This window comes from Aquincola tertiaricarbonis, from assembly GCF_000969605.1.
In the GTDB taxonomy this organism is placed as follows: domain Bacteria; phylum Pseudomonadota; class Gammaproteobacteria; order Burkholderiales; family Burkholderiaceae_C; genus Aquincola; species Aquincola tertiaricarbonis.
Map to the genome: position 1 here is coordinate 197,273 of NZ_JZUE01000009.1, position 25,870 is coordinate 223,142.

At 72.3% G+C, this 25,870-nt stretch carries 22 protein-coding genes; 13 read left to right on the top strand and 9 right to left on the bottom strand.

From position 1 onward, the window contains the following. Nucleotides 1-7: 7 nt before the first annotated feature. Genes VO99_RS13300 through VO99_RS13315 form a run of 4 tightly spaced genes read left to right on the top strand, consistent with a single transcriptional unit; the run spans nucleotide 8 to nucleotide 5,307 of the window. Nucleotides 8-1,540 carry a UxaA family hydrolase gene (locus VO99_RS13300; protein ID WP_046113348.1) on the top strand — a complete coding sequence of 511 codons (1,533 nt, stop codon included), beginning with the start codon at nucleotides 8-10 and terminating at the stop codon, nucleotides 1,538-1,540. A gap of 7 nt (nucleotides 1,541-1,547) precedes the next feature. Beyond that, complete coding sequence (gene manD / locus VO99_RS13305) at nucleotides 1,548-2,759, top strand: D-mannonate dehydratase ManD (RefSeq protein ID WP_046113349.1); 1,212 nt, start codon at nucleotides 1,548-1,550, stop codon at nucleotides 2,757-2,759. A gap of 5 nt (nucleotides 2,760-2,764) precedes the next feature. Then, on the top strand, nucleotides 2,765-4,258 hold the full coding sequence (locus VO99_RS13310; RefSeq protein ID WP_046113414.1) for a mannitol dehydrogenase family protein: 1,494 nt from the start codon (nucleotides 2,765-2,767) through the stop codon (nucleotides 4,256-4,258). After that, entirely contained in the window at nucleotides 4,255-5,307 is a 1,053-nt protein-coding gene (locus VO99_RS13315; RefSeq protein ID WP_046113350.1) for an Ldh family oxidoreductase, read from the top strand. Before VO99_RS13310 ends, VO99_RS13315 begins: the two co-directional genes overlap by 4 nt. A 36-nt stretch (nucleotides 5,308-5,343) precedes the next feature. Here VO99_RS13315 and VO99_RS13320 read toward each other — a convergent pair whose 3' ends face one another. Further along, entirely contained in the window at nucleotides 5,344-6,603 is a 1,260-nt protein-coding gene (locus tag VO99_RS13320) for a glycerophosphodiester phosphodiesterase (RefSeq protein ID WP_083440566.1), read from the bottom strand. Nucleotides 6,604-6,687: 84 nt separating this feature from the next. After that, entirely contained in the window at nucleotides 6,688-7,647 is a 960-nt protein-coding gene (locus VO99_RS13325; protein ID WP_046113351.1) for an AEC family transporter, read from the bottom strand. Between the two features lie 153 nt (nucleotides 7,648-7,800). On the opposite strand from VO99_RS13325, the gene VO99_RS13330 reads away from it, so the two are divergent. The 6 genes from VO99_RS13330 to VO99_RS13355 are packed head-to-tail and all read left to right on the top strand — an operon-like array spanning nucleotide 7,801 to nucleotide 14,201. Next, entirely contained in the window at nucleotides 7,801-8,649 is an 849-nt protein-coding gene (locus tag VO99_RS13330) for an HTD2 family dehydratase (protein ID WP_046113416.1), read from the top strand. A gap of 11 nt (nucleotides 8,650-8,660) precedes the next feature. After that, entirely contained in the window at nucleotides 8,661-9,827 is a 1,167-nt protein-coding gene (locus VO99_RS13335) for an acyl-CoA dehydrogenase family protein (RefSeq protein ID WP_046113352.1), read from the top strand. Then, entirely contained in the window at nucleotides 9,827-11,029 is a 1,203-nt protein-coding gene (locus VO99_RS13340; protein ID WP_046113353.1) for a CaiB/BaiF CoA transferase family protein, read from the top strand. Before VO99_RS13335 ends, VO99_RS13340 begins: the two co-directional genes overlap by 1 nt. Before the next feature lie 13 nt (nucleotides 11,030-11,042). Further along, a complete protein-coding gene (locus VO99_RS13345) occupies nucleotides 11,043-12,401 on the top strand; it encodes an MmgE/PrpD family protein (protein ID WP_046113354.1) in 1,359 nt (452 codons plus the stop codon). Beyond that, nucleotides 12,398-13,198, top strand: a complete 801-nt coding sequence (locus tag VO99_RS13350; RefSeq protein ID WP_046113355.1) for an HpcH/HpaI aldolase/citrate lyase family protein — start codon at nucleotides 12,398-12,400, stop codon at nucleotides 13,196-13,198. The genes VO99_RS13345 and VO99_RS13350 overlap by 4 nt, the downstream gene beginning before the upstream one ends. Before the next feature lie 28 nt (nucleotides 13,199-13,226). Beyond that, nucleotides 13,227-14,201, top strand: coding sequence for a tripartite tricarboxylate transporter substrate-binding protein (locus VO99_RS13355; protein WP_083440577.1), 975 nt, complete (start codon nucleotides 13,227-13,229; stop codon nucleotides 14,199-14,201). Here VO99_RS13355 and VO99_RS13360 read toward each other — a convergent pair. Together VO99_RS13360 and gph are read right to left on the bottom strand one after the other, a co-directional pair. Beyond that, nucleotides 14,173-15,114, bottom strand: coding sequence for a LysR family transcriptional regulator (locus VO99_RS13360; protein WP_046113356.1), 942 nt, complete (start codon nucleotides 15,112-15,114; stop codon nucleotides 14,173-14,175). The genes VO99_RS13355 and VO99_RS13360 overlap by 29 nt on opposite strands. A 15-nt stretch (nucleotides 15,115-15,129) precedes the next feature. Continuing rightward, nucleotides 15,130-15,807, bottom strand: coding sequence for a phosphoglycolate phosphatase (gph, locus tag VO99_RS13365; protein WP_046113357.1), 678 nt, complete (start codon nucleotides 15,805-15,807; stop codon nucleotides 15,130-15,132). Between the two features lie 153 nt (nucleotides 15,808-15,960). On the opposite strand from gph, the gene VO99_RS13370 reads away from it, so the two are divergent. Further along, nucleotides 15,961-16,461: a hypothetical protein gene (locus VO99_RS13370; RefSeq protein WP_157039556.1), complete on the top strand. Its 501-nt coding sequence runs from the start codon at nucleotides 15,961-15,963 to the stop codon at nucleotides 16,459-16,461. Between the two features lie 12 nt (nucleotides 16,462-16,473). Here VO99_RS13370 and VO99_RS13375 read toward each other — a convergent pair whose 3' ends face one another. The 5 genes from VO99_RS13375 to prsT form a co-directional block, all read right to left on the bottom strand. Further along, complete coding sequence (locus VO99_RS13375) at nucleotides 16,474-17,178, bottom strand: ArsR/SmtB family transcription factor (RefSeq protein ID WP_046113358.1); 705 nt, start codon at nucleotides 17,176-17,178, stop codon at nucleotides 16,474-16,476. A gap of 13 nt (nucleotides 17,179-17,191) precedes the next feature. Continuing rightward, a complete protein-coding gene (locus tag VO99_RS13380; protein ID WP_046113359.1) occupies nucleotides 17,192-17,971 on the bottom strand; it encodes a sulfite exporter TauE/SafE family protein in 780 nt (259 codons plus the stop codon). A gap of 58 nt (nucleotides 17,972-18,029) precedes the next feature. Continuing rightward, nucleotides 18,030-18,710 carry a ribulose-phosphate 3-epimerase gene (gene rpe, locus VO99_RS13385; RefSeq protein ID WP_046113360.1) on the bottom strand — a complete coding sequence of 227 codons (681 nt, stop codon included), beginning with the start codon at nucleotides 18,708-18,710 and terminating at the stop codon, nucleotides 18,030-18,032. 92 nt (nucleotides 18,711-18,802) lie between these two features. Next, the gene (xdp1, locus tag VO99_RS13390; protein ID WP_157039557.1) at nucleotides 18,803-19,633 is read right to left on the bottom strand and encodes an exosortase-dependent surface protein XDP1; all 831 of its coding nucleotides are present in this window, start codon (nucleotides 19,631-19,633) and stop codon (nucleotides 18,803-18,805) included. A gap of 138 nt (nucleotides 19,634-19,771) precedes the next feature. After that, complete coding sequence (gene prsT, locus VO99_RS13395) at nucleotides 19,772-22,612, bottom strand: XrtA/PEP-CTERM system TPR-repeat protein PrsT (protein WP_052736311.1); 2,841 nt, start codon at nucleotides 22,610-22,612, stop codon at nucleotides 19,772-19,774. Between the two features lie 141 nt (nucleotides 22,613-22,753). On the opposite strand from prsT, the gene apaG reads away from it, so the two are divergent. Both apaG and tlpB read left to right on the top strand, forming a co-directional pair. Continuing rightward, nucleotides 22,754-23,122, top strand: a complete 369-nt coding sequence (gene apaG / locus VO99_RS13400) for a Co2+/Mg2+ efflux facilitator ApaG/CorD (protein ID WP_046113361.1) — start codon at nucleotides 22,754-22,756, stop codon at nucleotides 23,120-23,122. A gap of 16 nt (nucleotides 23,123-23,138) precedes the next feature. After that, nucleotides 23,139-25,250, top strand: coding sequence for a transporter-like protein TlpB (gene tlpB / locus VO99_RS13405; RefSeq protein ID WP_046113362.1), 2,112 nt, complete (start codon nucleotides 23,139-23,141; stop codon nucleotides 25,248-25,250). Nucleotides 25,251-25,870 lie beyond the last annotated feature (620 nt).

Genomic DNA, 25,870 nt, shown 5'->3' on the forward strand with positions numbered 1-25,870 from the left:
GCACGCCATGAGCCACATACGCATCCATGCCAACGACGATGTGGTCATCGCCCGCCGGCAGCTGATCTCGGGCACCGTGCTGGAAGGCGAGGGCGTGACGGTCAGCGGGCTGATCCCCGCCGGCCACAAGGTGGCGGTGCGTGCCATCGCGGCCGGCCAGCCGGTGCGGCGCTACAACCAGATCATCGGCACCGCCACCCGGCCCATCGCCGCCGGCCAGCATGTGCACAGCCACAACCTGGCCTTCAGCCACTTCGAGCGCGACTACGCCGTCGGCCAGGACGCCCAGCCCACGCAGTACGTGGCGCAGCCGGCCACCTTCCAGGGCATCGTGCGGGCCGATGGCCGCGTGGCCACGCGCAACTACATCGGCATCCTCACCTCGGTGAACTGCTCGGCCACGGTGGCCCGGGCGATTGCCGAGCGCTTCCGGCCCGACCCGCGGTTGCCGCCCGAGCACGACCTGCTGCGCGCCTACCCGAACGTGGACGGCGTGGTGGCGCTGACGCACGGCGCCGGCTGCGCCACCGACAGCGCCGGCGAGCCGCTGCAGCTGCTGCGCCGCACGCTGGGCGGCTATGCCAGGCATCCCAACTTCGCGGCCATCATCGTGGTGGGCCTGGGCTGCGAAACCAACCAGATCGCCGGGCTGATGCAGCAGGAAGGGCTGGCGCCTTCGGCCATGCTGCACAGCTTCAACATCCAGGACAGCGGCGGCACCGCGGCCAGCGTGGAACGCGGCGTCGAGCTGATCCGCGCCCTGCTGCCAGACGCCAACCGCGTGCAGCGCGTGCCGGTGCCGGCCAGCCACCTGACGGTGGGGCTGCAGTGCGGCGGCTCCGACGGTTATTCGGGCATCAGCGCCAACCCGGCGCTGGGCGCGGCGGTGGACCGTCTGGTGCGCCACGGTGGCGCGGCCATCCTGTCGGAAACGCCGGAGATCTACGGCGGCGAACACCTGCTCACGCGGCGCGCCGCCTCGCCGGCGGTGGCGCAGAAGCTGATCGAGCGCCTGCGCTGGTGGGAGCGCTACTGCGAGCGCAACGACGCCGAGATGGACAACAACCCCTCGGCCGGCAACAAGGCGGGCGGGCTCACCACCATCCTGGAGAAGTCGCTCGGCGCCATCGCCAAGAGCGGCACCACCCGGCTGGAGGCGGTGCTGGAATACGCCGAGCCCGTGCGCCACCGCGGCCTGCTGTACATGGACACGCCGGGCTACGACCCGGTGTCGGCCACCGGCCAGGTGGCGGGCGGCGCCAACCTCCTCTGCTTCACCACCGGCCGCGGCTCGGCCTACGGCTGCGCGCCATCGCCTTCGCTCAAGCTGTCCACCAACACCGCGCTGTGGCTGCGCCAGCAGGACGACATCGACATCGACTGCGGCGCCATCGTCGAAGGCGAAGCCACGGTGGACGAGCTGGGCGAGCGCATCTTCCAGCTCATGCTGGCCACCGCCTCGGGCACCCCCACCAAGAGCGAACGCCATGGCTACGGCCAGCAGGAGTTCGTGCCCTGGCAGCTGGGCGCCGTGATGTAACCCCGCCATGAAGATCACCAACGCACGCGTCATCGTCTGCTCGCCCGGGCGCAACTTCGTCACCCTGAAGATCGAGACCGACGAGGGCCTGACCGGCATCGGCGACGCCACGCTCAACGGCCGCGAGCTGTCGGTGGCCAGCTACCTGACCGACCATGTCATTCCCTGCCTGATCGGCCGCGACGCGCACCAGATCGAGGACATCTGGCAGTTCCTCTACAAGGGCGCCTACTGGCGCCGCGGGCCGGTGACGATGAGTGCCATCGCCGCGGTGGACACCGCGCTGTGGGACATCAAGGCCAAGGCCGCCGGCCTGCCGCTGTACCAGCTGCTGGGCGGTGCCAGCCGCACCGGCGTGATGGTGTACGGCCATGCCAACGGCCGCGACATCGCCGAGACCACCGACGAGGTGTTGCGCTACGCCGAGCTGGGCTACAAGGCCATCCGCGCGCAGAGCGGCGTGCCGGGGCTGGAGAAGGTGTACGGCGTGGGCCGCGGCCGGCTGTTCTACGAACCCGCCGATGCCGACCTGCCCAGCGAGCACGACTGGAGCACCGAGAAGTACCTGGACCACACGCCCAAGCTGTTCGACGCGGTGCGCAGCGCCATCGGCTGGGACCACCACCTGCTGCACGACGTGCACCACCGGCTCACGCCGATCGAGGCGGCGCGGCTGGGCAAGTCGCTGGAGCCTTACCGCCTGTTCTGGATGGAAGACGCCACGCCCGCCGAGAACCAGGAGGCCTTCCGGCTCATCCGCCAGCACACCGTCACGCCGCTGGCGGTGGGCGAGATCTTCAACACGATCTGGGACTGCAAGGACCTGATCACCCACCAGCTGATCGACTACATCCGTGCCACGGTGGTGCATGCCGGCGGCATCACGCACCTGCGGCGCATCGCCGACTTCGCGTCCGTCTACCAGGTGCGCACCGGCTGCCACGGCGCCACCGACCTGTCGCCGGTGTGCATGGGCGCGGCGCTGCACTTCGACCTCTGGGTGCCCAACTTCGGCGTGCAGGAATACATGCGCCACACCGACGAGACGGACGCGGTGTTCCCGCATGCCTACAGCTTCGACCGCGGCTTCATGCACCCGGGCGAAGCACCGGGCCACGGCGTGGACATCGACGAGGCGATGGCCGCCCGCTACCCCTACCAGCGCGCCTACCTGCCGGTGAACCGCCAGCAGCACGACGGCACGCTGTGGAGCTGGTGAGCGGCATGCCGCGGCTGCAGGCTGACGGGCTGGCCAGGCTGCCGGCCGCCGTGCAGCGGCCGGCGTTCGACCGTGCCGCGCTGTCGGTCGGCATCGTGCACCTGGGCCTGGGAGCCTTTCACCGCGCTCACCAGGCGGTGGTGAACGATGCGGCGATCGAAGCCACCGGCGACGGGGGCTGGGGCCTTTGCGGTGTCTCGCTGCGGCAGCCCGACACCCGCGATGCGCTGGCGCCGCAGCAGGGCCTGTACACGCTGGCGCTGCGCGATGCGGATGAACAGGGCCGGCCGCGGCAGCGGCTGCAGGTGGTGGGCAGCCTGATCGAGCTGCTGGTGGCGCCCGAGGATCCGCAGGCGGTGCTGGAGCGCATCGCCGCGCCGGGCACGCGGATCGTGAGCCTGACGGTGACCGAGAAGGGCTACCACCACGACCCCGCCAGCGGCGCGCTGCGGATCGACGACGCCGACGTGCAGCACGACCTGGTGCACCCCGCATCGCCGCGCACCGCGCTGGGCTTCATCGTGCACGGGCTGGCGTTGCGGCGCGCACGTGGGTGGCCGCCGCTCACGCTGCTGAGCTGCGACAACCTGCCCGCCAACGGCCACCTGCTGCGAGGCCTGGTGCTGGCGATGGCGCGGCAGGTGGACCCGGCACTGGCCGACTGGATCGGCACGGCCTGCAGCTTTCCGGCCTGCATGGTCGACCGCATCGTGCCGCGCACCACCGAGGCCGATCGCGCGCAGGTGAGTGCGGCGCTGGGGGCGGAAGACGCCTGGCCGGTCATCGGCGAGCCCTTCCTCGACTGGGTGATCGAAGACCGCTTCGCCGCCGGCCGCCCGGCCTGGGAGCACGGCGGTGCCCGCTTCGTGGCCGACGTCGCGCCCTTCGAGCTGGCCAAGCTGCGGCTGCTCAACGGCACCCATTCCACGCTGGCCTACCTGGGCGCCATGGCCGGCCTGCGCACCGTGGACCAAGCGGTGCGCGAGCCGCTGTTCCGGCAACTGATCGAGACCCTGATGGCCACGGAGATCATTCCCACCCTGCCCGCCACGCCGGGCTTCGACCTGGCGGCCTACAGCGCGCGCATCGTCGGCCGCTATGCCAACCCGGCGCTGCAGCACCGGCTGCGGCAGATCGCGATGGACGGCAGCCAGAAGCTGCCGCAGCGGCTGCTGGGCACGGTGCGCCACCGGCTGCAGCAGGGCGCGGGCATCGAGCTGCTGGCCCTGGCCGTGGCCGGCTGGCTGCACCACCTGAGCGGCGTGGACGAGGCCGGCGAGGCGCATGCCGTCGACGATCCGCTGGCCGGCACGCTGGCCGCACTGCGCGCGCAAGGCGGTGCCGCCGCGGTGCTGGCCCATGCGCCGGTGTTCGGCGACCTGGCCGGGCAAGCGGCCTTCAGCGGCCCGGTGCTGCGCTGGCTGCAGTCGCTGCAGCAGGCCGGCGTGCGCGCCACGCTGCAGCAGGCGCTGGGCGGGCTGAAGGGAGCCACCGCATGACGAGAGACACCACCATCGTTCACCTGCCGCACACCGCGTTGCGCGACTGGGGCCGGCGCTGCCTGCAGGCCGCCGGCGTACCGGCCGACGACGCCCGCACCGTGGCCGACAGCCTGGTGCAGACCAGCCTCTGGGGCATCGATTCCCATGGCATCGCGCGGCTGCCGCACTACCTCAACCGGCTGCACCACGGATCGATCCGCGCACGGCCCGCGATGCGCGACACCCTCACCGGCCCGGGCACCGCCCAGGTGGCCGGCGACCGCGGCCTGGGCATCGTGGTGGCCCACCATGCCAACCGGCTGGCGATGCGGCTGGCACGCGAAAGCGGCATCGGCGCGGTGGGCGTGGCCGATTCGTCGCACTGCGGCGCCATCGGCCTGTACACGCGGGAGGCGGCGCAGGCCGGCCTGGTCGGCATCGCCTTCACCCACGCCGACCGCATCGCCGCGCCGCAGGGCGGCCACCAGCCGTTCTTCGGCACCAACCCGATCTCGGTGGCCTTCCCGCGCGCCGGCGGCGAGCCGGTGTGCCTGGACATGGCCACCACCTCCATCCCCTGGAACCGCGTGATGAACGCCCGCCGCGAGGGACACGCGGTGTCGCCCGACGTGGCGGTGGACGAACAGGGCCGGCCCAGCACCGACCCGCATCAGATCCGCGCGCTGCGGCCGCTGGGCGGCACCGACTACGGCCACAAGGGCTACGGCCTGGCGCTGGTGATCGAGCTGCTGTGCGGCCCGCTCAACGGCAATCCGTACGGCCCGTTCATCACGCCGATGTACGAGCAGCTCGACCAGCCGCGCGAACTGGGCGCCTTCTTCCTCGCCATCGACCCGATGCGCTTCGCCGGCGGCCCGATGCTGGCCGCCACCGTCGCCCACATGGCCCAGACCCTGGCCGCCGAGCCCGGCTCGCCCCGCATGCCCGGCGACCCGGAGCTGGAGAAGCAGGCGGTGCGGCTGCAGCAGGGCATCCCGGTGGAGCCGGGGCTGCAGGCGGAGTTCAGGGCATGGAGCGAGCGGCTGGGGGTGGCGGCGCCTGTCTAGACAGGCGCCGTAGCCGCGCCGACCTTGGCGAAACGGTCAGCGCTTGCTGTTCGCAGGGGTCGTTGCGCGTCGCCGCGCCACCCACCCCACCACCGCCAGCCCTCCGAGCATCAGCGCATAGGTCTCCGGCTCCGGCACCGCGGCGGCGGCCAGGGCGGCCACGCCGGTGTCGGGGAAGTCGGTGAACACGCCGTCCACGCCCAGGCGCAGGTAGTACTCCATCTCGGCCTGCGGGTCGGCGAAGCCGTAGCCGCCGGAGTCGTTGCGGAAGGTGTACGCATGCACCTGCAGGCCGGCCTCGTGGGCGGCTTCGATGATGCCGGTGCTGCCGTCCACGCGGCGGTCGTTCACCGTCAGCTTGCCGTCGCCGTCGCGGTCCACGCCGTCGTCCACCGTCTTCACCAGGTAGGGCTTCCACGGGCCCACGCCGTCGGCATAGGTGGCCACGAAGGCCAGGCCCTGCGGCGTCAGCAGGTCGGCAAAGGTGCGCGGGTCGCCGGCCACGGTGAAATCGTAGGGGCGGTCGTAGGGCGGCGTCAGGTCCATGGAACCGTCGGCCCGCACATCGTTGGCGTCGACCAGCTGCACCAGCTTGATGTCGGTCTGGCCGTTCAGGTACTGCAAGTTGGCCGACTCGAAGGACTGGATGAACACCGGCGCGTTCTGCGTGTTGCCGTAGGCCGCGTGCAGCTTGCTGACCAGCGTGTCCTCGAAGTAGGTGGCCGAGCGGCCGGCCGCCAGCGACTGCTGCTTCATGTAGGTGCTGTGCTTCAGCTCCGGGTAGATGCCGATCGTGCGTCCGGTGGCCGCGCTCTGCGTCTTGGCCAGGTTGATCACCTCGTCCAGCGTCGGGATCTCGTACAGGCCGTTCAGACTCTGGTCGCGGCTGGCGGTCGGCTGGATGGCGCGCAGCGTCTTGATCTCGGCCAGCGTGAAGGTGTCGGCGAAGTAGGCGGTGGTGCTCACGCCGTCCACCATGCGGGTGCTGCGCCGGTCGGCGCCGAACTTGGCCGACACGTCGGTGGTGCCGTCCAGCACCGGCTCATGGCGGGCGATGAGGTGCCCGTCGCGCGTGAGCACCAGGTCGGGCTCGATGTAGTGCGCGCCCTGCTGGATGGCCTTGGCATAGCTGGCCAGCGTGTGCTCGGGCACGTAGCCCGAGGCGCCGCGGTGGCCGATGATGATCGGCGCCTGGCCGTTCAGCGTGTTCCAGGTCACCGCCCCGGCGGGGAGGCAGGCCGCCGCGCAGGCAGCGGCCAGGGTCAGCCGCGCAAGCGGCAGCGAAGTGGTACTCATGTCCTCGACTCCTCTTGGCATGCCGGCCTGTGCGCGGCCGGTCAGCCATCATGAGCCGAATGTTTGGCAGCGCGATGACAGGAGTTACCCCGCCCCCATCCACCAGGCGGCCAGGCTGAAGGTGCCGAACGCCAGCAGCGTGCTGCTCATGATGATGCGGGCCACGCGGCCGTCGTCGGCGCCGTAGCGCTCGGCCAGCATCGAGACGTTGCTGGCGCTGGGCAGCGCGGCGGCCAGGGTGAGCGCCGTGAGCTGGCCGCCGCTCAGCGGCAGGCCGGCGGCCTGCGCCGCGCGGCCCAGGCCGTAGACCAGCGCCGGATGCAGCAGCAGCTTGATCAGTGCCACCGGCAGGTACAGCGCCACCGGCGTGCGGGTGTGCGCATGCTGGCCGGCCCGCCACAGCACCGCGCCGATGGTGAACAGCGCCACCGGCGTGGCCGCGTCGGCCAGCATGCGGATGATGACGTCCACCGGCCGCGGGAACTCGAGGCCGATGCCGCCCACCGCCGCGCCGGCCGCGATCGACCACGGCAGCGGATTGGAAGCGGCGCCGCGCAGCGCCTTCAGCGCCGCCGCCCGCGAGCCCTGGCCGCTGGCCTCGTGCGCCTGCGCCAGCGCGATGCACAGCGACGAGGTCAGCACCATGTCGGTCAGCATGGTGCTGATCACCGGCCCGGCCGCCGCCTGGCCCAGCAGGGTGGCCAGCAGCGGCACGCCCATGAAGCCCGAATTGGGGAACGCCGCCACCAGCGCGCCGAACGCAGCATCCTTCAGGTGCACCCGTGCCGAGCGGGTGAACCACACGGTGCCGAACACGATGACCAGCGCCGCCAGCGCATACACGCCCAGCACCACCGGGTTCAGCAGCTCGCCCAGCGGCGTGGTGCGGCCGAAGCGGAACAGCATCGCCGGCAGCGCGAAGTACAGGACGAAGGCGTTGAGGCCGGGGATGGCGGTGTCCGGCAGCACGCGCTGGCGGGCCGCCAGCCAACCGGACAACACCAAGGCGAAGAAGGGGATCGTTACTGCAAAGATCTGCTGCATGGCACGGGCGGGGCGCCGGGCGGCCCGTGCGGGCTGGAGCCCGAGTGTGCCAGCGGTGCGGCAGGCGCCGGCCCGACGGGCTTTCGCGGCGCAAAACCCTCGCTTCGGCAAATGCGAATGGCGGCCGGCCGCCGGCCGCGCGATGCTGCGCCCATGACAGAGCACCATGACTACAGCGCCTGGGTCGGGCGCAGCGAGACCCGCCACGACCTGATCGCCGCCGCGCCCCTGGCCGGCCTGGCCGCCACGCTGGACCGCGACGACCCGCCGCCCACCGCCGGCACGCCGGTGCCGCCGCTGTGGCACTGGATCTACTTCAATCCGCAGGTGCCGGCGCGCGAGATCGGGCCCGACGGCCATCCGAAGCGCGGCGGCTTCCTGCCCCCGGTGGCGCTGCCGCGCCGCATGTGGGCCGGCGGCCGGCTCGAGTTCCTGCAGCCGCTGCGCGTGGGCGAGGAGGGCGTGCGCACCTCCACCATCCGCAGCGTCTCGACCAAGTCGGGCCGCAGCGGCGCGCTGGTCTTCGTCACCGTGCGGCATGAGCTGTCGGGCGCCAACGGCCTGGCGCTGACCGAGGAGCACGACATCGTCTACCGCGACCCGCTGCAGCCCGGCGCGCCGGAGGTGCCGCCACAGCCCGCGCCTGCCGACGCCACCTTCGAGCGCGAGATAGTGCCCGACCCGGTGCTGCTGTTCCGCTACTCGGCGCTCACCTTCAACGGCCACCGCATCCACTACGACCAGCCCTATGTCACCGGCGTCGAGGGCTATCCGGGCCTGATCGTGCACGGCCCGCTGATTGCCACGCTGCTGCTGGACAACCTGCGCCGCCAGCATCCCGAGGCCACCGTGCGCCGCTTCGCCTTCAAGGCGGTGCGGCCGATCTTCGACATCCACCGCTTCCACGTCTGCGGCCGGCCCGACGAGGGTGGACGCTTCACGCTGTGGGCCCGCGACCACCAGGGCCACCTGGCGATGCAGGCCACCGCCGAGCTGGCCTGAGGAACCCTGTCATGCAAAACCACCACACCCCCGACGCCTACCAGGACATCCGCGATGCGGTGCGCGCGCTGTGCGCGGAGTTTCCGGACGAGTACCACCGCAAGGTCGACGAGCAGCGCGGCTACCCCGAGGCCTTCGTGGATGCGCTGACCAAGGCCGGCTGGATGGCCGCGCTGATCCCGCAGGAGTACGGCGGCTCGGGCCTGGGCCTGACCGAAGCCTCGGTGATCATGGAGGAGATCAACCGCTCGGGCGGCAACTCCGGCGCCTGCCACGGCCAGATGTACAACATGGGCACGCTGCTGCGCCATGGCAGCGCCGAGCAGAAGCAGCGCTACCTGCCGCGCATCGCCACCGGCGAGCTGCGCCTGCAGAGCATGGGCGTGACCGAGCCCACCACCGGCACCGACACCACCAAGATCAAGACCACCGCGGTGCGCCGCGGCGATCGCTACGTGGTCAACGGCCAGAAGGTGTGGATCTCGCGCATCCAGCACTCCGACCTGATGATCCTGCTGGCCCGCACCACGCCGCTGGCCGAGGTGAAGAAGAAGAGCGAGGGCATGTCGATCTTCCTGGTCGACCTGAAGAGCGCCATCGGCCACGGCATGGTGGTGCGGCCGATCCCCAACATGGTCAACCACGAGACCAACGAGCTGTTCTTCGAGAACCTGGAGATCCCGGCCGAGAACCTGATCGGCGAGGAAGGCCAGGGCTTCAAGTACATCCTCGACGGGCTGAACGCCGAGCGCACGCTGATCGCGGCCGAATGCATCGGCGACGGCTACTGGTTCATCGACCGGGTGAGCGCCTACGTGAAGGATCGCGTGGTGTTCGGCCGCCCCATCGGCCAGAACCAGGGCGTGCAGTTCCCCATCGCCGAGAGCTACATCGAGGTGGAGGCCGCCAACCTGATGCGCTGGAAGGCCTGCGAGCTGTTCGATGCGCAGCAGCCCTGCGGCGCGCAGGCCAACATGGCCAAGTACCTGGCGGCCAAGGCCAGCTGGGAGGCGGCCAACGCCTGCATCCAGTTCCATGGTGGCTTCGGCTTCGCCAACGAATACGACGTGGAACGCAAGTTCCGGGAGACGCGCCTGTACCAGGTGGCACCCATCTCCACCAACCTGATCCTGAGCTACGTGGCCGAGCACCTGCTCGGGCTGCCGAGGTCGTTCTGATGGCTGCTGCCCGCCTTCCCCTTGCCGGCGTCACCGTGGTGGCGCTGGAACATGCGATCGCCGCGCCCTTCTGCACCCGCCAGCTGGCCGAGCTGGGGGCCCGCGTCATCAAGGTCGAGCGGCCCGGCGTGGGTGATTTCGCCCGCGGCTACGACGAACGGGTGCAGGGCCTGGCCTCGCACTTCGTGTGGACCAACCGCTCGAAGGAGAGCGTGACGCTGGATCTCAAGCACCCGGAGGCGGCGCAGGTGCTCGGCAAGCTGCTGGCCCAGGCCGACGTGCTGGTGCAGAACCTGGCACCCGGCGCCGCGGCGCGGCTGGGCCTGTCGTTCGAGGCGCTGCATGCGCAGCATCCCAGGCTCATCGTGTGCGACATCTCGGGTTATGGCGACGATGTGGAGCGCCCCGGTCCCTACCGCGACAAGAAGGCCTACGACCTGCTGATCCAGAGCGAGTCGGGCTTCGTGTCGATCACCGGCTCGCCGGACGAGCCGGCCAAGGCGGGCTGCTCCATCGCCGACATCGCCGCCGGCATGTATGCCTACTCCAACGTGCTGGCGGCGCTGATCGAGCGCGGCATCACCGGTGTGGGCAAGCGCATCGACGTGTCGATGCTGGAATGCATGGTCGAGTGGATGGGCTACCCGCTGTACTACGCCTTCGATGGCGCGCCGCCGCCGCCGCGCGCCGGCGCCGCGCACGCCACCATCTACCCCTATGGTCCGTTCCCGACCGGCGACGGCAAGAGCGTGATGCTGGGCCTGCAGAACGAGCGCGAATGGCAGGCCTTCTGCGCCAAGGTGCTGCAGCAGCCGGCGTTGGCCGACGACGAGCGCTTTGCCAGCAATGGCAAGCGCTCGGCCGCGCGCAATGCGCTGCGGGCCCTGATCGTCGAGGCCTTCGCGACCCTCACCGCCGAGCAGGTGGTGCATCGGCTGGAGGACGCGCAGATCGCCAATGCCAACGTCAACACGATGTCCGACGTGTGGGTCCATCCGCAGCTGCAGGCCCGGCAGCGCTGGACCGAGGTGGCCACGCCGGCCGGCCCGGTGCCCACGCTGCTGCCGCCCGGCGTGCGCGATGCGCAGGACGCCGGCATCGGCCCGGTGCCCGCGCTGGGCGCCCACACCGAGGCGGTGCTGGCCGAGCTGGGCTTCGCCGCCGACGACATCCAACGCCTGCGCGCCGAGCGCGCGGTGTGAACCGGAGCTCCTGATGCACGACGACCATCCCACACAAGCCCTGGCCGCCTTCGCCGCCGGCCTGCGCTTCGACCGGATTCCCGCGCCGGTGCTGCGCCGGGCCGAGGACCTGATGCTCGACTGGCTGGGCTCCACCCTGGCCGGCAAGGGCGCACGCCCGGTGGAAAGCCTGGTGCGCTTCCACACGATGATGGGTCCGGCCGATGGCCCCAGCGAGGTGCTGGTGCACCGCAGCGGCAGCAGCCCGCTGGCCGCGGCGATGGCCAATGCCGCGGCCTCGCACTTCGCCGAGCAGGACGACGTGCACAACGGCTCCGTCTTCCATCCGGCCGCGGTGGTGTTTCCGCCGGCGCTGGCGGTGGCCCAGGCGCTGGGCCGCAGCGGTGCCGAGCTGCTGACCGCGGCCGTGGCCGGCTACGAGGTGGGCATCCGCATCGGCGAGTTCATGGGCCGCTCGCACTACCGCATCTTCCACACCACCGGCACGGTGGGCTCGATCGCCGCGGCGGCCACCGTGGGCCACCTGCTGCGGCTGGATGCCGCGCAGATGCTGCATGCCTTCGGTTCGGCCGGCACCCAGGCCGCGGGCCTGTGGGAGTTCCTGCGCGACGCGGCCGACAGCAAGCAGCTGCACACCGCGCATGCCGCCGGCACCGGGCTCACCGCGGCCTACCTGGCGGCCGACGGCTTCACCGGCGCGCGGCGCATCCTGGACGGCGCGCAGGGCATGGCCGCCGGCATGTCCACCGATGCCGATCCACGCAAGCTCACCGATGGCCTGGGCACCCGCTGGGCGCTGGCCGAGACCTCCTTCAAGTTCCACGCCTCGTGCCGCCACACCCACCCGGCGGCGGACGCGCTGCAGCGGCTGATGCGGGACCACCGGCTGACGGCGGGCGACGTCGCCAGCGTCACTGCGCAGGTGCACCAGGGCGCGATCGACGTGCTGGGCCCGGTGACCGACCCGCAGACGGTGCACCAGGGCAAGTTCTCGATGGGCACGGTGCTGGGCCTGATCGCGGTGCACGGCCAGGCCGGCCTCACCGAGTTCGACGCCTTCTACCGCGCGCCGGCCGTGGCCGCCTTCCGCGACAAGGTGCGCATGCAGCTCGACGACGAGGTGGACGGCGCCTATCCGGCGCGCTGGATCGGCAAGGTGGAGGTCACCACCGCCGACGGCCGGGTGCTGGCCGCGCGGGTGGACGAGCCCAAGGGCGACCCCGGCAACACCCTGAGCCGCGCGGAGCTGGAGGACAAGGCCGTGCGCCTGGCCACGTACCGCGGCGGCGCCACCGAGGCCGAGATGCGGGAGGCGATCGCCCGCATCTGGTCGCTGGCCGAGGCCCCGGTGGTGGGGCGGTTGCTGCCGTGAGCGCGGCCCGTTCCTACCTCTTCGTGCCGGCCGACCGGCCCGAGCGCATCGCCAAGGCGCTGGGCAGCGGTGCCGATGCGGTGATCGTGGACCTGGAAGACGCGGTGGCCCCCGATGCCAAAGACACCGCCCGCACGCAGTTGCAGGCGTGGCTCGCAGGTGCTGATGCGCGGCCCGTGGTCGTGCGCGTCAACGCGGCGGACACCGCATGGTTCGCGGCCGACCTGGCGCTGTGCACCCATGCGCTCGTGGCGGCGGTCATGCTGCCCAAGGCCGAGCGCATGGCCGACGTGCAGCGCGTGGCCGCCCTCGGCCGACCGGTGCTGCCGCTGGTGGAGACGGCCGCCGGCATCGACCAGCTGCGTGCGGTGGCCGCGGTGCCCGGCGTGCAGCGGCTGGTGTTCGGCAGCGTCGATTTCCAGCTCGACCTGGGCATCGACGGCGAAGGCGAGGAGCTGCTGTTCTTCCGCTCGCAGATCGTGCTGGCCTCGCGGCTGGCGCAGCTGCAGCCACCGGTGGACGGCGTGAGCGTCGCCATCGACGACGCCGCGCAGCTGCAGCACGACAGCGACCGCGCGCGCCGCCTGGGCTTCGGCGCCAAGCTGTGCATCCACCCGCGCCAGGTGGCCGCGGTGAACGCCGCCTTCACCCCCACCGAGCAGGCCGTGCAATGGGCGCGCCGGGTGCTGCAGATGGCGGAAACCTCGGGGGGCGCGGCCGTGGCACTGGAAGGCAAGATGATCGACAAGCCCGTGATCCTGCGTGCGCGGGCCATCCTGGCGCGCGTCGGCGCCTGACAAAGACACCACCAACGGAGACAACCGCATGACCTCGATCCGACACCTCCTGGCTGGCGCCGCGGCGCTCGCCTTCGGCCTGGGCGCCTGGGCCCAGGGCTACCCGAACAAGCCGATCACGCTGGTGGTGCCCTTTGCGGCCGGCGGACCCACCGACGTGGTGGCCCGCTCGGTGGGCGCCGCGATGGCCAAGACGCTGGGCCAGTCGGTGGTGATCGAGAACAAGCTGGGCGCCGGCGGCACGCTGGCGGCGGGCTACGTGGCCAAGGCCGCGCCCGACGGCTACACCGTGCTCATCCACCACAACGGCATGGCCACCGCGCCTTCGCTGTACCGCAAGCTGAGCTTCAACGCGCAGACCGACTTCGAGTACGTCGGCCAGGTGGTCGACGTGCCGATGACGCTGCTGGGCCGCAAGGACCTGCCGGCCAACAACGCGCAGGAACTGGCCGCCTGGCTGAAGGCCAACGCCGCCAAGGTGAACCTGGCGCATGCCGGCCTGGGCGCGGTGTCGCACCTGTGCAGCATGGTGCTGCGGCAGGCGGTGGGCGTGGAGCTGCAGACCGTGCCCTATCAGGGCACCGCGCCGGCGATGACGGCGCTGCTCGGCGGCCAGGTGGACGTGCTGTGCGACCAGACCACGCAGACGGTGCAGCACATCAAGGCCGGCACCGTGAAGATGTACGGCACCACCACCGCGCAGCGCATCAAGGCGCTGCCGGATGCGCCCACGCTGGCCGAGGCCGGGCTGAAGGGCGTGGAGGTGGTGGTGTGGCATGGCGTGTATGCGCCCAAGGGCACGCCCAAGGAAGCGCTGGACAAGCTCAATGCCGCGCTGCGTGCCGCGCTGAAGGACCCCGGCGTCACCGCCCGCATGGCCGAGCTGGGCGCCGAGGTGGTGCCCGAGAGCAAGCAGACGCCCGAAGCCCTGCGCACCTGGCTGAAGGCCGAGACCGAGCGCTACGCGCCGATGATCAAGGCCGCGGGGGTGTACGCGGACTGAGCGGCGGCGCGGCGTCCGCCCGCGCATCCTCCTGCAGCAGCGTGACGAGGTCGCGCGCGAAGGGCGGCAGCGCCTCCAGGCTGCGCACGCACACCTGCATCTCGCGCAGCGCCCAGGCGTCGCGCAGCGGCACGCGGTGGATGGCCATCGTGGCCGCATGGCGGCGGGCGGCGGAATCGGGCAGCACGCCCACGCCGATGCCCGCTTCGATCATGCGGCAGGCGGCCTCGAAGTTGCCCACCTCGATGCGCACGCGCAGGTGGCGCTGCAGCCCTTCGCAGATCTGCCGCAGGAAGCTGTGCAGCGCACTGGCTTCCGTCAGCCCGACGTGCGGCAGCGCCAGCGTGTCGGCGAAGTCCACCTCGGCGGCATTGGCCATTGCATGGCCGGCAGGCACCACCAGCACCAGCCGGTCGCTGCGGTAGGGCAGCACCTGCAGCCGGTCGGTACGCACGTTGCCGGCCACGATGCCGATGTCGGTCTGGCCTTCCTGCACCGCGCGCACGATGTCGTGGCTGAGCCGTTCGCGCAGGTCGACGCTCACGTCCGGGTGGCGCTGCAGGTACCGGTGCAGCACCGGCGGCAGGTATTCGCCCAGCGCCGTGGTGTTGGCATACACGCGCAGGTGGCCCTTGATGCCTTCGGCGTATTCCTGCAGGTCGTCGCGCAGGTGCTCGATCTGCGCCAGCACCACGCGGGCATGGTGCACCAAGGCCTCGCCGGGCGGCGTCAGCGACACGCCCTGTGGCGTGCGCAGCAGCAGCTTGGCGCCCGCGCCTTCCTCCAGGTGCTTGATGCGGGTGCTGGCCGCGGGCAGCGAGAGGTGCACCGCCTCGGCCGCGCGCGTGAGGCTGCCGGTCTCGGCCACCCGCAGCATCAGCCGCAGGTCGGTCAGGTCGAAGTGCAGGGCCATGGCGCAGCCGGTGCTTCAGCGGCGGGGCAGCGCCAGCTGGTCGAGCCGGTCGAGGAAGCCGTCGGCATCCACCGCCTGCACCGGCTCGCCATGGTTGTAGCCGTAGGTCACCAGCACCACCGGGCAGCCGGCCGCGCGCGCGGCCTGCGCGTCGTTGGCGGAGTCGCCCAGCATCAGCGTGCGGGCCGGCGCCGTGCCCAGTGCCTGGCAGGTCTTGAGCAGCGGCAGGGGGTCGGGCTTCTTGCGCTCGAAGCTGTCGCCGCCGAACACGAAGGCGAAGTGCCCCGCCAGGCCCTTGGCCGCCAGCAGCGGCTGCGCGAAGGACAGCGGCTTGTTGGTCAGGCAGGCCAGCCGGAGGCCGGCGGCCCGCAGCAGTTCCAGCCCTTCGGCCACGCCGGGAAACACGTCGGCATGCTGGCCGTTGATGGCCAGGTAGTGCTGCTGGTAGCGCTGCCAGGCATGCTCGAACATGGCCTGCGAAGGCGGCTCGCCGGCCGCATGCTGCAGCGTGCTGCGCAGCAGGTGCTCGCTGCCCTTGCCGATGGTGCGCTCGACGAAGGCGCGCTCCGCATGCGGCAGGCCGAGGTCGTCGAGCATGTGGGTGAGGGCGACCATGAAGTCGCCCAGCGTGTCCACCATCGTGCCGTCGAGGTCGACGATGGCGGCTTGCAGGTGGGAGGTGTCGAGCGGCATAGGGTGCGCACCATAACCGCTGCGCGGCCATGCAGGACACATCCTACGGTGGTGGCCGCCCTTGGCTTGGGCAGGCGCTGGCACAAGGCCTGCACGCACCGGGCGCGGCGGCGCCTAGTCTCCTGGTATTCCTAGAACCGCATGGAGATGACGATGACCGCCCGTGCCCTGAACCTTTCGCCCGCGCCGGCTTCCTGCCAGCGCCTGGCCGCATTGGCGGCTGCCTGCCTGCTGGGCCTGGCCACGCAGATGGCGCCGGCCCAGGCCCAGGCCCAGACCGCCGCGGGCAGTGCCGCTTCACGCGCCGAAGCGGAACGCGCCGCGTGCCTCAACGGCACCTCCCATCAGGACCGTGCCACCTGCCTGAAGGAAGCCGGCGCGGCGCAGGACGAACGCCGGCGCGGCACGTTGGACGACGGCCAGGCCGACCGCTACCAGCAGAACGCACTGCAGCGCTGCCAGGGCCTGCCCGCGGCCGAACAGGCCGATTGCGTCAAGCGCGCCAACGGCCTGGGCCAGCAGAGCGGCAGCGTGAAGGGCGGCGGGCTCATCAAGGAAACCGTGACCCGCACCGTGGGCACGCCGCCGGTGGCACAGGCCGCGTCGGCCGCGTCGTCGCCAGCTTCCGATCCGCCGGCGCCGGCCGTGCGCTGACGGCCGAGGCGCTCAGCGCGCCGCATCGCCCAGCCAAGGCGCCAAGGCCTGGCGCCCGGTGGGCGTGAGCTGGAGCGCGCGGCCTTCGCCCTGCCTTCGCAGCCAGTCGCTGGCCATCGCATGGCTGAGCAAGGCGGTACCCAGGGTGCCGGCCAGGTGGTCGCGCCGTTCCGACCAGTCCAGGCAGGGGTAGGCGAAGCGGCGCCGGGCCGTGGGTGCGGTGGGCGTCGGCGCAGTCAGCTGCAGGCCGCTGGCGGCCAGCGCCTGCCGGCCGCCCTCGGTCAGCACGAAGTGGCCGTCCTCCGGCCGCAGGTGCGCCTGCCGCAGCAGGCCTTGCAGCCAGGCGACGCCCAGCTCGCCGGCCAGGTGGCAGTAGCAGGTGCGTGCGTGCTTGAGCGAGCGGTAGCCCGGCTGCAGCCACTTGCCGTCGCCCGCGGAGCGTTCGGCCACCAGCGAGAGCGCCTCCAGCGCATGCGCGATGCGCTCGTCCGCCAGCCGGTAATAGCGGTGGCGGCCCTGCGGCCGCAGGCACAGCAGCTCCGCTTCCACCAGCTTCGACAGGTGGCCGCTGGCAGTGGCCGCGGTGACGCCGGCGCCCGCCGCCAGCTCACCCGCGGTGTGGGCCTGGCCGCCCATCAGCAATGCCAGCATGCGGGCGCGGGTGGGGTCGGCGATCATCGCCGCCACCTTCGCGAAGCGCGGTTCGGGCGCCGTCATGGCCGGGAGTCCGTCAGGCCGCCAGCGCGCGCAGCGCCAGCGTGAGGCCCAGCGCCAGCAGACCGAGGAAGAACCAGCGCTTGAAGCGTTCCGGCCGGGTGCTGCGGCGCAGCCGCTGGCCCAGTGCCATGCCGGCCAGCGTGGGCAGCAGCGCAGCCACCGAGGCCGCCAGCACCGGCAGCGGCAGGGCGCCGCCGCCGCCCAGCGTGGCCGCCAGCGCCAGCGTGGAAACCAGGAACGACAGGCCCAGCGCCTGCACCAGCGATTCCTTCTCCAGGCCCAGCGCCTGCAGGTAGGGCACCGCGGGAATGACGAACACGCCGGTGGCCGCCGTCACCAGCCCGGTGGCCAGGCCCACCAGCGGCGACCACAGCCGCTCCTGCCCCGGCGGCAGCCGCCAGGGCTTCATCAGCAGGCCCATCAGCGCGTAGGCCACCAGCGCCAGGCCCAGCGCCGCGCCGGCCCAGCGGCTGGGGCCGCCCGTGAGCCAGCCCGCGCCCAGCCAGGTGCCGATGCACACGCCGCCCAGCATCGTGGCCAGGCGCCGCAACAATGCGCGCAGGCCTGGATGGCCCACCAGCTGCCACACGTTGCTGATGAAGGAAGGCACCACCAGCAGCGCCGCGGCCTGCGAGGGGGCCAGCTGCAGGCTCAGCAAGCCCATGGCGATGGTGGGCAGGCCGAGGCCGATCACGCCCTTGACGAAGCCCGCCAGCGCGAACACGGCGCCAGTGAACAGCAGCAGCAGGAGCAGGGTGGGGGAGGAGAGGAGGTCGGCAGTCATGGCGGCCATGCTCGCCGGCCCCGGGTGTTGAATGCTTCGGCGCGTGTCGAAGCATGCTGGCCGCAGGTCAGCCGGCCAGTTGGGCGCGCATCGCGTCGATCACCGCCTTGTAGTTGGGCTGGCCGAAGATGGCGCTGCCGGCCACGAAGGTGTCGGCGCCGGCATCGGCCACGCGGCGGATGTTGTCGACCTTGATGCCGCCATCCACTTCCAGCCGGATGTCGCGGCCGCTGGCGTCGATCAGCTTGCGCGCCTGCTCGGTCTTGCGCAGGGCGCTGTCGATGAAGCTCTGGCCGCCGAAGCCCGGGTTCACGCTCATGATGAGCACCAGGTCCACCTTGTCGATCACCCACTCCAGCACGTCCAGCGGCGTGGCGGGGTTGAACACCAGCCCGGCCTGGCAGCCCTCGGCGCGGATCAGCTGCAGCGTGCGGTCCACGTGCGCGCTGGCCTCGGGGTGAAAGCTCACCAGGTCGGCGCCGGCCTTGGCGAAGGCCTGGGCCAGGCTGTCCACCGGCTGCACCATCAGGTGGACGTCGATGGGCACCGGCGTGCCGTCGGCCCGGGCCGCATGCTTGCGCAGCGCCTGGCACACCATCGGGCCGAAGGTGAGGTTGGGCACGTAATGGTTGTCCATCACGTCGAAGTGGATCCAGTCGGCGCCGGCGTGGATGACGTTGCGCACCTCTTCGCCAAGGCGGGCGAAGTCGGCCGACAGGATGCTGGGGGCAATGCGGTAGGTAGCCATGGCGGGATTGTCTTATGCGGCCCGTCGACGCCTGGGACGGGCAAGAAAAAGCCGGCCCGTGGGCCGGCTGCTGGCCTGCGTGACGACGGGGGTCAGGCGGCGGCCAGGCGCGGCAGCGCGGCGTTGCCGCCGGCCGTGCGGCGGCGTGCGGCCACCACGCCGGCCAGCGCCAGGCCGGCCAGGGCCAGCGAGGCGGGCTCCGGCACCCGGCCCACCGGCGGCGGCGTGACGGCATCGGCCACCACGGCCAGCACCTTCACGTAGTCGTCGCCAGCGCTCAGGTTGCGGCCATTGGCGCTGGCGGTGCTGCCGGCCAGCGTGGAGTTGTAGGCCGAGAGCAGCCACCAGCTGGAGCTGGCGCTGCCGGCGTTCACGTTGGACATCGTGGTGTCCAGCGTGCCGTAGTTGCCCACCAGCGACCAGCCGTTGCTCAGCAGCTGCGCGGTGGTCAGGCCGGTGAGGTCGCTGTTGGCCAGCGGGCTGGTGCTGCCGGTGTAGCGCAGCAGGGTCACGTCGGAATCGGTGCTCCACCAGCCCAGCTGCAGCTGCCGCAGGATGACGCTGCTGGTGAAGCTGAGCAGCAGCACGTCGGTGCTGCCGTTGTTGTCCATCGCGTGCTGGGGCGAGGTGGCGTTCAGGCCTTCGCTCGAGGACTTGACGCCGAAGCCGGAGCCGCCGTTGTCGTCGGTGAAGGCCGAGACGAAGGTGCTGCCCGCGCCGTTGGACGAATAGCCGCTGACGGTCAGCGCCGGGTTGCCCCCGCCGCATGCCCAGCTGTTGCCGTAGTTGTTGGCGTTGCCGGCGTTCTGGCTGCACACGCCGGGTTGCTGGAAGCCCCAGGTCATGGCCGCGAAGGCCGGTGCACTGAGGGTGGCGCAACCGACGAAGGCGGCGGCCACAAGAGAGTGACGAACGATGGTCATGAACTTCCCCAAGGTTTTTTGTTACACCGGTGCGCAATTAGCGTGCCGCGCATGTGACTTCTTTGCAAATCAAGCACTTGCAAGCGGGTCCGTCAGCAGCTGGCCAGGATGTGTAAAGCCGGTCGACAGCAGGACGACTCATTGCAGCGACTCCCGCAGCGCCTGCGCCTGCGCGACGCTGTCGAAGGCGGCATGGGCCTTCAGTGCAGCCTCCACCTCGTCCCGGGCCTCCGCGCGCCGGCCGCCCTGCGCCAGCACGGTGGCCAGGTGGAAGCGGATGTCCGGGTTGTCGGGCGCACGCAGCCGGGCATCGCGCAGCAGCTGCAGCGCGCGGTCGGCCTGGCCAGCGCGGAAGGCGGCCCAGCCCGCGGTGTCGATCACGTCCGCGTCCGTCGGCCGCAGCGCCAGCGCCCGCTCGGCCACCGCCAGCGCGCCGGGGTCGTTCAGCTTCAGCAGCACGTTGGCCAGGTTGTTCAAGGCGCGGCCATCCGCGGGCGCCTGCTGCACCAGCGATTCGTAGCTGGCGCGGGCGGCGGCATAACGGCCGGCCCGCGCCTGGCCATCGGCCAGCGCACGGCGGGCGGCCAGGTCCTGCGGCTGCACCTTCACCCATTGCTCCAGCACCGGCAGCGCCAGCCGGGCGCCGTCAGGCTGGCTGCCCAGTGCGCTGAACAGGCGGATGGCGGTATCGGTGGACGGCTCGGTCTGGTGCGCCCTGCGGTACAGCTCGAGGGCGGCCGCGGGCTGGCGCCGTGCCATCGCCACGTCGGCCTGCAGGCTGTAGCCGATCGCGCGGCGCGGGGCCTTCTGCGTGATGGCGCGGGCCTGCTGCTCGGCCTGGGCCAGCTCGCCGCGGCGCAGCGACAGCTCGGCCTGCAGCGCCAGCGCGGGCAGGTGGTCAGGCTGGCCGGACAGGGCCTTCTGCAGGCTGTAGTCCGCGCCTTCGGGATGGCCGGCCGCCAGCTGCAGGCTGGCGATCTCCACCTGCACCGGCGCGTCGAAGTTGGCCACGCGGGTGGCGGTGGCCAGCGTGTTGCGCGCGGCGGCGGTATCGGCCAGCAGCAGGCGCACGCGGGCGTCCGCCAGCAGCACCGCGAGGTTCTGCGGCGCCTTGGCGCCCAGCTTGCGCAGCGGCTCCAATGCAGCATCGGGCCGGCCGGCCTGCAGGTGCAGGTCCACCAGCGCCAGGCCCGGGCGCACTTCCGCGGCGGGTGCGGCGGCGGCGGCTTTCTCCAGCCAGCGCTGCACCTCGGCCGGTCGCTGCTGGCGGCGCGCCAGGGCGGCCATCTCCAGCATGGCGTCCACGTTGCGCTCCTCGCGGCCGATCAGCTCGGCCAGGCGCTTGGCCGCGGCGTCCAGCCGGCCGGCCTGCGCATCCAGCCGCGCCAGGTTGATCTGCGCCGGCATCAGCCGCGCATCGAGCTGCACCGCCTGCTCGAAAGCCTGCCGCGCGGCGTCGGCCTGGCCGCTGCGCAGGCGGGCGGTGCCCAGCAGGTTCAGCAGCCCGGCCTGGCGCGGCTGCTGGCGCACCAGGCTTTCCGCCAGCGCCAGCGCCTTGGCGTCCTGCCGTTCGCGCAGGTACAGGCCCACCAGGGACACCGCCGCCCGCAGCTGCCGCGGGTCCTTCTTCAGCGCCGCTTCCAGCTCGGCCACGGCCCCGGCCGGCTGGCCGCTGCCGAGCAGGCTCAGGCCCAGCGCGGTGCGCACCTCGGCGTTGTCCTGCACCGCCAGCGCGGCCTGCATCAGCTCGGCGGCGCGGGCGTGCTGGCCACGCGCCATCTGCGCGCCGGCCAGCAGCGTCATCGCCTGGGCGTCGGCGGGCTGTGCCTTCAGGTGGGCTTCCAGCAGCAGCACCGCCCGGTCGGTGTTGCCTTCGTCGAGGTGGATCTGCGCCAGCAGCTTGGAGGCCGGGCTGGCGCCCTGCAGCCGCTGCAGCAGCTCCAGGTAGGGCTTGGCCTTCTCGCGCTCGCCCAGGCCGAAGTGGGCCAGGCCGTTGAGCATCAGCAGCTGCGGCCGGTGGCGGATGTAGTCCAGCGGCACCGGGTCGATCAGGTCCGTCACCTGGCGCAGCGCGGTGTGGGCCGCCGGCAAGTCGCCGGCACGCTCGGCCAGCAGCGCGCGCAGGTAGGCACCGCGCGGCTCCCGGGGCGACAGGCGCTGCAGCTCGACCAGGTCGGCACGGGCATCGGCATCGCGCTGCTGGTCCAGCCGCAGGCCGATGCGCGCCACGCGCGCCTCGATGTGCGCAGGATCCAGCTGCAGCGCGCGCTCATGGGCGGCCAGCGCGCCGGCCAGGTCGCCCTGCAGCTGCAGCACCGCGCCCTTCTGGTAGTGGGCCGCGGCGGCGGTGGGCGCCAGTGCCAGGGCGCGGTCGGCGGCGGCACCGGCCTCGGCAAGCTGGCGGGCGCGCAGGCGCACCGCCACCTCGGCCACCCAGGCATCGGCCGATGGCACCAGCGCGCGCGACTGTTCGATCGCGCGCAGCGCCTGCACGCCGTCGCCCAGGTCGGAGGCGGCGGCCGCGCGCTGCAGCAGCAGGGCGGCCTGCACCGGCGGCCGCAGGCCGGCCAGCGCCAGCCGCGGCTGGTTCAGCACGTCGGCCTGCTTGCCCTGGGCCATCAGCGCCTGCGCCAGCGGCACCACCACCTCCGCACGGTCCACGCCCAGGCGCAGCGCCTCGCTGAAGGAGACCTCGGCCGCAGCGGCATCGCCCTGCGCCAGCAGCGCCTGGCCCAGCAGCACATGCACCTGCAGCAGGTTGCGGTCGATCTGCAGCGCGTTCTTCAGCTGGAGGATGGCGCCGGCCAGGTCGCGCTTGTCGTAGCGCGACAGCGCGTCCTCGTAATAGCGGGCGGCCTGGGTGTTGCCCGGGGCGGCCACCGGGGCCGTGGCCCAGGCGGGCCATCCGTGCGCCAGTCCGGCGGCCAGCGCCAGCGGCGGCAGCCAGCGCACGGCGGCGCGGTACAGCAGGGAGGTCATGACGGAGGGGATTTGTAACTGCCGGGGAACTGTAACGATCGGCAACCCCCTTTGGAGGGCACCACCCCCGCGAACAGGCTGCGCGGTGTGCACTAATCCGGCAGCACCCCTTCAGCTCGGGGGGCTCCTAAAATGCCGCGGATGGCAAACCCCGAGTTCCGCTGCACCGTCAAGCTCCAGTACCTGCCGGAGCAGTCCCAGGACGGACAACACGCCTTCGCGTACACCATCCACATCGTCAACAGCGGGGACGTCGCGGCGCAGCTGGTGGCCCGCCACTGGGTCATCACCGACGCCAACGGACACACCGAGGAGGTGCGCGGCCTGGCCGTGGTGGGCAAGCAGCCGCTGCTGGCCCCGGGGCAGAGCTTCGAATACACCAGCTGGACCCGCATCCCCACCGCGCAGGGCACCATGCGCGGCACCTTCTTCTGCATGACGGAGCAGGCCTACCCGTTCGAGGCCGACATACCCGAGTTCATGCTCGCGCAGCCGCAGCAGCTCCACTGACCGGGGGCCGCACGCCGTGCCGGCTGCCAAACCCACGATCGCCTGGGACCTGACGGCGCTGCTCAACGGCGCCGATGCACGGGCCGCGCAGCCCGAGCGCCACATGTGGATGGTGCGGCTGATGGAATGGCTGCGCCACGTTCCCACCCGCCGGGAAGTCGCCGTGGGCACCGACGCCGCCACGGCCCGGCCCGAGCGCGTCACGCCGATGGCGGTGCTGCGGCTGCGCCACCTGCTGCGGGTGCTGGAGCAAAGCCCCGAGCACCGCGTGCAGGTGCAGGGCATGTTCCACGCCTTCTGGCGCGAGATCGACGCCGTGGCGCTGATGGCCGACTTCGGCTTCTCCAGCCGCCGGGCGCTGGGCAGCGAGCTGTGGCAGCGCCTGCGCGCCGAGGTGCTGCCTGGCTCGCCGGCCACGCACGACCTGGCCAGCCTGTTCCCGCTGCTGTTCCGCGGCGGCGATGCCACCTGGCTGGCCCAGCTGGACGAGGAGACGCTGGGCCGCGTGGCCGCGCTGGTGGTGCCGCAGCAGCAGCCCGCGGTGGAGCTGGCCACGCCGCCGCCGCTGGAGGAGGCCACCGGCTCGGCCGGTGCGCGGCCGCAGCAGTGGCGGCAGACGCTGCTGGACGCCATCTCCATCCTGGTGAGCGCGGTGCAGGCGGCGGGCTTCTCGCCGCCGCTGCGCCAGCGCATGAGCCGTGCGCTGCTGGTCTCCGAGCCCTTCCGGCAGCTGCCGCTGGCGGCCGAGCAGGTGCGCAGCGCGGTGCTGTCGGGCGAGCGCGAGGTGGCGCTGCAGGCCACCGTGTACCTTCGCGCGCTGCTGGACGCCTGCCGCCGGGCGACCGACAGCATCGTCGACCACCTGGAGGAGTTCGGCGTCTCGGTGGACATCGTCTTCGAGATCGACCAGCTGCATGAACGCTGCCACCGGGTGGACCAGCTGCTGGGCTGCGTGCTGTCGGAGCAGCCAGCAGCCGACGTGCGCCACCTGCTGGTGACGCTGGTGCAGGTGGCCGGCCAGCGCCGCGGCGTGCGCAACCTGATGGCGCGGCACTACTCCCAGCTGGCGCGGCAGGTGGCCGAGCGGAGCGCCGAGACCGGCGACCACTACATCACCCGCACCCGCGCGCAGTACGCCGACATGCTGCGCCGCGCCGGCGGCGGCGGCCTGGTGATCGCGGGCACCACCTACGCCAAGTTCGGCGTGGCGGCGCTGGGGCTGTCGGCCTTCTGGGGCGGCTTCTGGGCCGGCGCCAACTACGCCGCCAGCTTCGTGCTCATCATGCTGCTGCACTGGACGGTGGCCACCAAGCAGCCGGCGATGACGGCGCCCGCCATGGCCGCCAAGCTGGCCGAGGTGCGCGAGGCCGCCGGCACCACCGGCCAGGCGGACGACGTGGCGGCGGTGGAAGGTTTCGTCGACCAGGTGGCGCACCTGATCCGTTCGCAGGTGGCGGGCATCGTGGGGAACCTGGCGGTGTGCGCACCGGTGGTGCTGGCGGTGCAGTTCATCTGCCAGGCGGCCTTCGGCCGGCCGCTGGTGGGCCCGGCGGAGGCCGACCATGTGCTGCATGCCATCACCCTGCTGGGGCCCACGCCGCTGTATGCCGCGTTCACTGGCGTGCTGCTGTTCGCCAGTTCGCTGATCGCGGGCTGGACCGAGAACTGGTTCGTCTTCCACCGGCTGGACGGCGCCATTGCCTGGAACCCGCGCATCGTGGCGCGGCTGGGCGCGGCGCGGGCGCGGCGCTGGGCCATCTGGTGGCGCAACAACATCTCGGGCCTGGCGGCGAATGTGTCGCTGGGCATGATGCTGGGCGTGGTGCCGGTGGTGTTCGCATTTTTCGGCCTGCCCATCGAGGTGCGGCACGTCACGCTGTCCACCGGCCAGCTGGCGGCGGCGGTGGGCGCGCACGGCCTGGGCCTGCTGCAGACCGCGGCCTTCTGGTGGTGCATCGCCGGCATCGTGCTCACCGGCATGCTCAACGTGACGGTGAGCTTCTGGCTGGCTTTCAAGGTGGCGATGCGCTCGCGCGGCATCCGCGTGCGCGAGCGCAAGCACATCCACGCAGCCATCCGGCAGCGGCTGCTGCGGCAGCCGATGAGCTTCCTGGTGCCACCGAAGTGACGGATGGCCCCACCCCACCGGCCGAGCGCCGGGCCGCCCCAAGCCGGCCGGCGTCCCCTCGGGGGACCGACCGGCGTACCCGCCGGGCGAGGGGCGGACATTCCACCGGCCGAGCGCCGGGCCGCCCCAAGCCGGCCGGCGTCCCCTCGGGGGACCGCCCGGCGCACCCGCCGGGCGAGGGGCGGACATTCCACCGGCCGAGCGCCGGGCCGCCCCAAGCCGGCCGGCGTCCCCTCGGGGGACCGACCGGCGTACCCGCCGGGCGAGGGGCGGACATTCCACCGGCCGAGCGCCGGGCCGCCCCAAGCCGGCCGGCGTCCCCTCGGGGGACCGACCGGCGTACCCGCCGGGCGAGGGGCGGACATTCCACCGGCCGAGCGCCGGGCCGCCCCAAGCCGGCCGGCGTCCCCTCGGGGGACCGCCCGGCGCACCCGCCGGGCGAGGGGCGGACATTCCACCGGCCGAGCGCCGGGCCGCCCCAGGCCGGCCGGCGTCCCCTCGGGGGACCGACCGGCGTACCCGCCGGGCGAGGGGCGGACATCCCACCGGCCGAGCCTACTCGTCGTCGCGGCGCTCGCCCTTGCGGCGGCCGGAGAACATGGTCCACCAGACGATGAAGA